This is a genomic window from Glaesserella sp. (assembly GCF_041817755.1).
Classification (GTDB): domain Bacteria; phylum Pseudomonadota; class Gammaproteobacteria; order Enterobacterales; family Pasteurellaceae; genus Glaesserella.
In genome coordinates, this window is sequence record NZ_JBGYBX010000032.1 from 59,142 (window position 1) to 66,443 (window position 7,302).

At 42.7% G+C, this 7,302-nt stretch carries 12 protein-coding genes; 7 read left to right on the forward strand and 5 right to left on the reverse strand.

Features of this window, described 5'->3' with window-relative positions; all coding sequences use genetic code 11:
* Positions 1-43: 43 nt before the first annotated feature.
* Genes coaBC through crp form a run of 6 tightly spaced genes read left to right on the forward strand, consistent with a single transcriptional unit; the run spans position 44 to position 3,631 of the window.
* Positions 44-1,246 (forward strand): bifunctional phosphopantothenoylcysteine decarboxylase/phosphopantothenate--cysteine ligase CoaBC, encoded by a 1,203-nt coding sequence (coaBC, locus tag ACEYKX_RS04175; protein ID WP_373767229.1) that lies wholly within the window; start codon positions 44-46, stop codon positions 1,244-1,246.
* 9 nt (positions 1,247-1,255) lie between these two features.
* Entirely contained in the window at positions 1,256-1,582 is a 327-nt protein-coding gene (locus ACEYKX_RS04180; protein ID WP_373767230.1) for a hypothetical protein, read from the forward strand.
* 25 nt (positions 1,583-1,607) lie between these two features.
* Complete coding sequence (gene dut / locus ACEYKX_RS04185; protein ID WP_373767231.1) at positions 1,608-2,063, forward strand: dUTP diphosphatase; 456 nt, start codon at positions 1,608-1,610, stop codon at positions 2,061-2,063.
* An 8-nt stretch (positions 2,064-2,071) separates the two neighbouring features.
* On the forward strand, positions 2,072-2,677 hold the full coding sequence (gene slmA, locus ACEYKX_RS04190; protein ID WP_373767232.1) for a nucleoid occlusion factor SlmA: 606 nt from the start codon (positions 2,072-2,074) through the stop codon (positions 2,675-2,677).
* Positions 2,678-2,684: 7 nt separating this feature from the next.
* Positions 2,685-2,909, forward strand: a complete 225-nt coding sequence (locus ACEYKX_RS04195; protein ID WP_373767233.1) for a YheU family protein — start codon at positions 2,685-2,687, stop codon at positions 2,907-2,909.
* Positions 2,910-2,956: 47 nt separating this feature from the next.
* The gene (gene crp, locus ACEYKX_RS04200; RefSeq protein WP_373767234.1) at positions 2,957-3,631 is read left to right on the forward strand and encodes a cAMP-activated global transcriptional regulator CRP; all 675 of its coding nucleotides are present in this window, start codon (positions 2,957-2,959) and stop codon (positions 3,629-3,631) included.
* A gap of 391 nt (positions 3,632-4,022) precedes the next feature.
* On the opposite strand, the gene ACEYKX_RS04205 is transcribed toward crp, so the two are convergent.
* Positions 4,023-4,448 carry a hypothetical protein gene (locus ACEYKX_RS04205; protein WP_373767235.1) on the reverse strand — a complete coding sequence of 142 codons (426 nt, stop codon included), beginning with the start codon at positions 4,446-4,448 and terminating at the stop codon, positions 4,023-4,025.
* 153 nt (positions 4,449-4,601) lie between these two features.
* On the opposite strand from ACEYKX_RS04205, the gene ACEYKX_RS04210 reads away from it, so the two are divergent.
* Positions 4,602-4,946 (forward strand): helix-turn-helix domain-containing protein, encoded by a 345-nt coding sequence (locus ACEYKX_RS04210; protein WP_373780527.1) that lies wholly within the window; start codon positions 4,602-4,604, stop codon positions 4,944-4,946.
* A 277-nt stretch (positions 4,947-5,223) separates the two neighbouring features.
* Here the strand turns inward: ACEYKX_RS04210 and ACEYKX_RS04215 are convergent, their stop codons facing one another.
* The 4 genes from ACEYKX_RS04215 to ACEYKX_RS04230 form a co-directional block, all read right to left on the reverse strand.
* On the reverse strand, positions 5,224-5,985 hold the full coding sequence (locus ACEYKX_RS04215; RefSeq protein WP_373767241.1) for a hypothetical protein: 762 nt from the start codon (positions 5,983-5,985) through the stop codon (positions 5,224-5,226).
* A 131-nt stretch (positions 5,986-6,116) separates the two neighbouring features.
* Entirely contained in the window at positions 6,117-6,227 is a 111-nt protein-coding gene (locus ACEYKX_RS04220) for a Com family DNA-binding transcriptional regulator (protein WP_373767237.1), read from the reverse strand.
* A gap of 140 nt (positions 6,228-6,367) precedes the next feature.
* On the reverse strand, positions 6,368-6,640 hold the full coding sequence (locus ACEYKX_RS04225; RefSeq protein ID WP_373767242.1) for a Gp49 family protein: 273 nt from the start codon (positions 6,638-6,640) through the stop codon (positions 6,368-6,370).
* A gap of 142 nt (positions 6,641-6,782) precedes the next feature.
* A partial coding sequence (locus tag ACEYKX_RS04230; protein ID WP_373767238.1) for a hypothetical protein occupies positions 6,783-7,302 on the reverse strand: 520 nt, incomplete at its 5' end.

Here is a 7,302-nt window from a genome sequence, read left to right on the forward strand (position 1 = left end):
ATGATTCAAATTTCCTGCGTGGAAAAGATACGGGAGATTTAACGTGTTAACCGACAAAAAAATCCTCATCGGCATTACCGGCGGCATTGCGGCTTATAAAACGATTGAACTGATTCGCTTGCTGAAAACGGCAGGCGCAGAGGTGCGTGTAGCAATGACCCCTGCAGCAGAAGCCTTTGTCACACCGCTAACACTGCAAGCGATTTCAGGCAATGCCGTATCCACCTCCTTACTCGATCCGCAAGCCGAATTGGCAATGGGGCATATTGAACTGGCGAAGTGGGCGGATTTGGTGGTCATTGCCCCGGCAACGGCAGACTTTATCGCCCGGCTGCGTATCGGCATGGGCAACGATTTACTGTCCACCATTTGCCTTGCAACGGCTTCGCCGATTTTACTGGCACCGGCAATGAATCAGCAGATGTACAAGCGGTCTGTTGTACAAGACAATTTGCAAATTTTAGCCGAACAAGGTGTTTTAATGATTGGACCTAACGCCGGCTTCCAAGCTTGCGGTGATATAGGTAAAGGCAGAATGTCCGAGCCGGTCGAGATCTTCCACGCAATAGAAGATCATTTCAACTCCTCACAAGATCTTATCGATCTCAGCGTGGTGATCACCGCCGGCCCGACCCGTGAAGCGATCGATCCGGTACGTTATATCAGCAATCACAGCTCGGGTAAAATGGGCTTTGCGATAGCGGAGGCTTTCGCCAAACGGGGAGCTACAGTGACCTTGATCGCCGGTCCGGTCAACTTGGCTACGCCGCCAAACGTGACCCGCATTGATGTAATTTCGGCACAACAAATGGCGGAACAAGCGGTCGGTTTGGCACAAAAAAATGCGATTTTTATCGGCTGTGCGGCGGTGGCGGATTATCGTGTCGAACAGATTGCGGAGCAAAAAATCAAGAAAACCGGCGATAGTGATGAACTGACTTTAAAACTGGTAAAAAACCCCGATATTATCGCCACTGTGGCACACTTAAACGAAAACCGCCCCTTTGTAGTCGGCTTTGCCGCCGAAACGCAAAATGTGGCTGACTATGCAAAAGATAAGCTACAACGTAAAAATTTAGATTTAATCTGTGCCAATGACGTATCCGGCGGACAGGTGTTCGGACAAGATCAAAATACCCTTCATCTCTTTTGGCAAAATGGTGAAAAGATCTTACCGCTTGCAGAGAAAGGGAAATTGGCGGAAAAGCTGGTGGATGAGATTGTAGAACATTACCGCCATCTCTAAGGAACGAATATGAAACTACAGGTCACTACATCTTATACCATTGAAGAAGGTATTTTTCCTACTTTTGTGAAAGGCTCTGAAATCAAAGCGCTTACACCTTGTCGGAAATATCCGAATTGGTATGCTTGTGAAATTGAGGGCTATCACACTTATGTGCCTGAACATTTTGTCCGAGCGAATCATTTAGTGACCGATTACAACCCAACGGAATTGGCGGTAGTGAAAGGAGATATTGTTGAATTACTGGAGCTTCATTATCAATGGGCATTAGTGAGTAAAGGCAAAGAAATCGGTTGGTTGCCTTGTGAAATCTTGGTAACAAGCGGTCAGCTTTAGTTGGAAATTTGTAAAAGGAAGAATAATGAAACAAATCGACTTAAAAATTTTAGATAAACGTATCGGCACAGAATTTCCTTTGCCAACCTATGCAACAACAGGTTCAGCAGGGTTAGATTTACGTGCATTGATTGAGCAACCTTTAACCGTAGAAGCTGGGCAGACAGTGTTAATTCCAACGGGGATTTCGGTTTATATTGCCGATCCGAATTTAGCTGCCGTGATTCTACCGCGTTCCGGACTTGGGCATAAAAACGGGATTGTATTAGGGAATTTGGTCGGATTAATCGACTCAGATTATCAAGGTCCGTTAATGGTATCGTTGTGGAACAGAAGTGATAAACCGTTTACCGTTGAGATCGGCGATCGCATTGCACAGCTGGTTTTTGTCCCTGTCGTGCAAGCACATTTTAATCTTGTTGAAGAGTTTACCGCCACAAACCGTGGTGCAGGCGGTTTCGGGCATTCAGGAAAACAATAGGAATCGCCATGAGTAAACCTATCGTAAAAATGCCGAAAAAATCGGTGAAAGAACGCCAACAACAAGTTTTGGAGGTTTTAATCGGGCTGTTGAATTCGGAAGACGGAATGCAACGTATTACCACGGAACGTTTAGCCGCCGCCGTCGGGGTTTCGGAAGGGGCGTTGTACCGCTATTTCCCGAGTAAAACCAAAATGTTTGAAGCGTTGATTGAGCGGATTGAAATGACCTTAACCAGTTATATCAACGCCAGCAAACGTAAACCGGACACGGAATCCGCCGTCAAATCCATTCTCCAAACCGTCTTGGATTTTGCCCAAAAAAACCCGGGCGTCACCCGTATTCTGACCGGTCATGCACTGATGTTTGAAGACGATATTTTGAAAGTCCGCGTATCAAAATTCTTTGACGGTTTAGAACTGCAATTTGCCAATATTTTACAAATGCGCAAACTGCGCGAAGGCAAAGCATTTGCCGATGAGCGCGTGATTGCTGGCTATTTGGTGAATTTTTGTGAAGGGCAGTTTTTACGCTTGGTGCGTTCCAATTTCAGTTTTAATCAACACTTACATTTTGAAAAACAATGGGCATTGATTAAACCGCTGTTTTATTAGGCAACACATGATTATTCCTTGGCAAACACTGGAAGAAAGTACCCTTAATAACCTGCTCGACTCGTTTATTTTACGGGAAGGCACGGATTACGGTGAAAAAGAATTGACCTTGGCGGAAAAAAGAGCGCGTTTACTGGCTCAACTTCAAGCGGATAAGGTCGTGATTGTTTGGTCGGAACTACACGAAAGTATTGATATTAAAGACAAAAAATCTTTCTTAGGGAACAAGTAAATCCGTGTTAGAATTCCGACGTTTTATTAAGCATTATCGAGGCTATTATGCAAGATGTATCAATCTCAACGGCACAATTAGAAGACGTAAGTCCACCGCCATCTATTCATGACCCGGCGGTAGAATGGTTCCTCACTCACTGTCATATTCATCGCTACCCGGCGAAATATACGCTGATTCATGCCGGAGAGGATGCGGAATCGCTCTTTTACATCATTAATGGTTCCGTCTCTGTGTTCATCAAAGACGATGAAGGCAAAGAAATGTTATTAACCAATTTAGGGCAAGGCGAATTTGTCGGTGAAATCAGCCTGTTTGAAGAAAAAATCCAACCGCGCACGGCATGGGTCAGAACAAAAGGAAACTGTGAGATTGCCGAAATCTCCTATAAAAAATTCAAACAGCTTGTGCATTTAAATCCGGATATTTTGATGTACTTGTCCGCTCAAATGGCACGCCGTTTACGCATGACATCCCGCCAGGTCAGTAACTTGGCGTTTTTAGACGTAACCGGACGCATCGCGCAAACCTTAATGAATTTGGCAAAAATGCCGGATGCCATGACCCACCCGCAAGGCATGCAGATCAAAATCACCCGCCAAGAAATCGGTCAAATGGTCGGTTGCTCCCGTGAAACCGTCGGCAGAATATTAAAAATGTTGGAAGACGACGGCTTAATTTCCGCCCACGGCAAAACCATTGTGGTATTCGGCACGCGCTAACCGAACAAACGGCACCTACCCAACACCCCTAATTTCACTCTGCCCCCTCCCCCCCGCCTGCGGGGGAGAAATGTGAATTGACTTACCGTCAAAGGGCGAGCAGACAAGCGGTCAGATTGAGTCGATATTTTGCAAAAAGAGGAGAGATGATGTTTAAGCTCTCCTACATTGACTTAAACGTTAGTGTATCTGTTGAAAGGTTTGCAAACTTTTTTATAAATCTGACCGCTTGTTGCAATTTTCCATGCTGTATTAACTTATTTAATATTATGTGGCTATCGCACTACAAAAATAATTTAACCCAGAAGCCGGTACAACCCAAATATCGTTTACATGAGCTGTCTTGTACGGCTAAAGAAATTTTGTTCAAAGCCATATCATACCGAATTCATTATTTATCTTTATCACCACATTCAAAAATTTGAGCAGTCACTACATAGCTTGATACAAAAATATCTTGATTTTTGAGATGGGAACAATCGGATCCATCAAAACATATTGCTTGCTCTCTAGCAATACTCAAAACGATTCTGCTCCCCGTGACATCAACAGCTTGATTACGTACATCATTTAATGCGCCTTTACGAGCTGCAGACATTGTTGAAGCATCTTGCTGAAATGGTTTAGGCGGAGCGCCATCATGCCCTTCTATTTCGCCTAAGAATTTACAGCCATATGGAGGGGAGTTTACTGTAGTTATTCCTCTTGCATTGTCATCTAATACCTTTGGAATAAATGGCTTCGGCTCCATTACACACCCTGTTAGTAATATCAAAATGCCTGTTAAAGCAGATAATTGGATAAGTTGTTTATGCATATATTTTTTACCTATATTCAATTAGCGTACGTTCTCCTTTTTAATTATGCGTATAAAGCATAATTGAAGTTATTATATGCTTTGTGCGTTATTCAATCAAGGCAATAATTTCCTAAAAATATGCCATAAATGAATAAATCCTTTGAGGTAGATATGGCTCAGCCAATGGCTTCTGAAATAGATAAATTAATAGGGCAGCGTATTCAGAAGAAGCGAAGAGAATTAGGCTTTACGGCAGAAAAATTATCGGAATATGTGAATTTAACTCAGCCACAACTTTCCCGCTACGAACGTGGAACAAATAAAATCAATATAGCTCATTTGGTTGCGATTGCGACGTTTTTAAAAACTCCAATTAGCTACTTTTTTGCGGATTGTATGGAAGAGTTTGGTTGGAATAATGATGAAATGGAGTTAGACCGCCATTGGCAAGAATTGAGTGCTTCGCAGAAGGCGTTGTTTATTCCGCTGTTGAAGGAATTACGCAAAAATAATTAAATACATTTTACAAGCGGTGCAATTTATAAAAAATTTTGCAAATTTTCCCCTAAAACGCACCGCTTGTCGCATTCCAACGGGATGCAACCCACGGCACGAGCGGGACGCTCGCGCCGGCAGAGTGAATGATCCAACTTATCATCATGTTTGGTATAACAAAATGCCCCCACAAATAATAAAGCCGCGCGAGATAACCGCACGTAAAAAAGCGAGATAAATGTATTGGCTTTTTGTTGCTATATTTGAAACAGTATTACATTTTCTCGCTTTCCCTTTCCTAAAATTTATAAACTAAATTATCCTCATACTTTCCACTATAACTTGCAGATGCATTTACGGTGATTCTGTTCGCCCCATCAAATGCTTGCCAGTTATCTTTTCTATCTTCAATCATATATTCAATGAATCGAATAAATTCGGACTTAGTAGAGCTAAAAAAGATATAAGGTGGTTTGGTTAGATTGATTAGACGTAAGAAATCAATCAAGTCAAAGTAGGTTGCCTGCTTGTAGCTATCTTGTCTTGTGCATAGATATGGTGGATCAAGAATGAGCAGAACCTTCTTCTTACCTGAAAACTGAGGAAGTAGCTTGTGAAACGATTCATGTGTTATTTTCAACCCGTCAAGATAGCTGTTCGCACTTGGATAATCAGTTTGGCGGATACAGTTCCACAAGTCTTTTGTATAAAGCTCCTTCAAGGTGCGAATTTGTTGACCGCTGAATAAGAGCCAAGAGCATAAGATATGGGGATCTTTATATCCATTAAAGGCTTGAATAGTTTCAATAACTTGTAATTTCTTTGACTTGGTTAGTCGTTTTCCTTTGGGGCTATCAGATAGTACAACAGCTAGTTGCTGACGCAATCGATTTATGTCAGGGATATGTTGTAACCGCTCTGTATAGTTATCAAAATCATTGTATATTACCTGTGCATTGGGTTTAATTTGTTTGGCTGTATAGGCAAGTAGACCGCTTCCTCCGAAGACATCAACAATGGTCCAACCTTCTCCATCACCAGTGATATGTTGATTGAGAATTTATGTAAACTGTTTTAGAAACATTCGCTTCTGCCCAACAAAAGGGAGCGGTGCTTGTTTGAATGGTTTGCGTGCCATATTTGTTACTCCTTGGAACTCGGACACTCAAGGTGCTCTGGTACTCGCAAACATTAAAATTGATTGATTGTTTTGCAGCGTACGCACTTGATTTGTAAATGCATTGCTGAACCTTTCGCCAATAATTTGTTACAACATCGGCATCTGAACTGTTTTTGTTGCATTGAAACTTCCCACAAGTGAAATTTATGCTAATCTGCAACCGCCTCGTGTGCTTACGGGGTATAGCAGCCGTTCAATGCACTCACTCTGCGTTGAGCTGACAAGGGTTAGTGTTCCTGCACGCCCTTGTCGCTATATTCTTTTAAGTCATTGTTCCCCCTTGGCGTGCCTCAAAAATTTTTTGTTGTAGCAAATAGCCTTCAAGCTGCCAGACTTTATTCATCGCATTCTCATACGCAATTTTTTCACCGATTTCCTGCACATAGTTAGTCGCATCAATACAAGCACTTTCACCAGTTACGGTATAACCGTTTTGTAGTGTCAGCACGCAGGTGGTCAGTTTGTCTGTTAAGCGATGATACTCTGCCTTAACAATCACGGATTGAATGTCTTCAAGGGTTAGCTTGTTCTTCATTTTCACCTCACTCATTTTTACTAAATCAAAATAAGAAGCTTGTTTGTAACTTGCTTGCTCAGAATGATGAATCGATGGCGCACTCACGGCAACCGTTGATGTATTTTTTATGTTAATCATAAAATCTCCTTTTTTAAAAAAATCAATTTCTTGGTACGAAGGCCAAATAATAAATACTCATCCCATCACCAGCGGGGTAGTTACTCCGAATGAGAAAATCTCGCTCCGTGACTTTATACACGAGGAAACTACCGCCGTGATATACCGTAGAATTTTCAATCATTAACACCGCTGGTGGCTCACTGAAGGCTCTAACAAAAGGCACCCGCCAAACCCGAGCATTACCCGTCCCCTCTACAACCTCAAGCGTTGAGCGCACCACTTTGCCTACTTGCATATCTTTGATTCCCATTGGGAATAAAAGAATCTGCTTGATGAACTCATCAACATCCCCGGCAAACAATGATCTATTGATTGCCAAGTCGTAAAGGCTTTGCCCGCCACCTCCCGGTGCTCCCGGATCGCCCTTAGGACCTTTAGGAATCGTAATGGATTTGCCGTCCGAAAACGTAAGGACGCGGTTGCCTGACTCGTCTAATCGGTCTCCGGTGATAGTGATGGACTTGCCATCCTCACCAGCTTTACCCGGTAAACCGTCAGAA

Coding starts and splice junctions, on each gene's coding strand:
- ACEYKX_RS04180 (WP_373767230.1), top strand. CDS start 1,256: ATGAAACTACAGGTCACTACATCTTATACCATTGAAGAAGGTATTTTT.
- dut (WP_373767231.1), top strand. CDS start 1,608: ATGAAACAAATCGACTTAAAAATTTTAGATAAACGTATCGGCACAGAA.
- slmA (WP_373767232.1), top strand. CDS start 2,072: ATGAGTAAACCTATCGTAAAAATGCCGAAAAAATCGGTGAAAGAACGC.
- ACEYKX_RS04195 (WP_373767233.1), top strand. CDS start 2,685: ATGATTATTCCTTGGCAAACACTGGAAGAAAGTACCCTTAATAACCTG.
- crp (WP_373767234.1), top strand. CDS start 2,957: ATGCAAGATGTATCAATCTCAACGGCACAATTAGAAGACGTAAGTCCA.
- ACEYKX_RS04205 (WP_373767235.1), bottom strand. CDS start 4,448: ATGCATAAACAACTTATCCAATTATCTGCTTTAACAGGCATTTTGATA.
- ACEYKX_RS04210 (WP_373780527.1), top strand. CDS start 4,602: ATGGCTCAGCCAATGGCTTCTGAAATAGATAAATTAATAGGGCAGCGT.
- ACEYKX_RS04220 (WP_373767237.1), bottom strand. CDS start 6,227: ATGCAACAAAAACAGTTCAGATGCCGATGTTGTAACAAATTATTGGCG.
- ACEYKX_RS04225 (WP_373767242.1), bottom strand. CDS start 6,640: ATGAAGAACAAGCTAACCCTTGAAGACATTCAATCCGTGATTGTTAAG.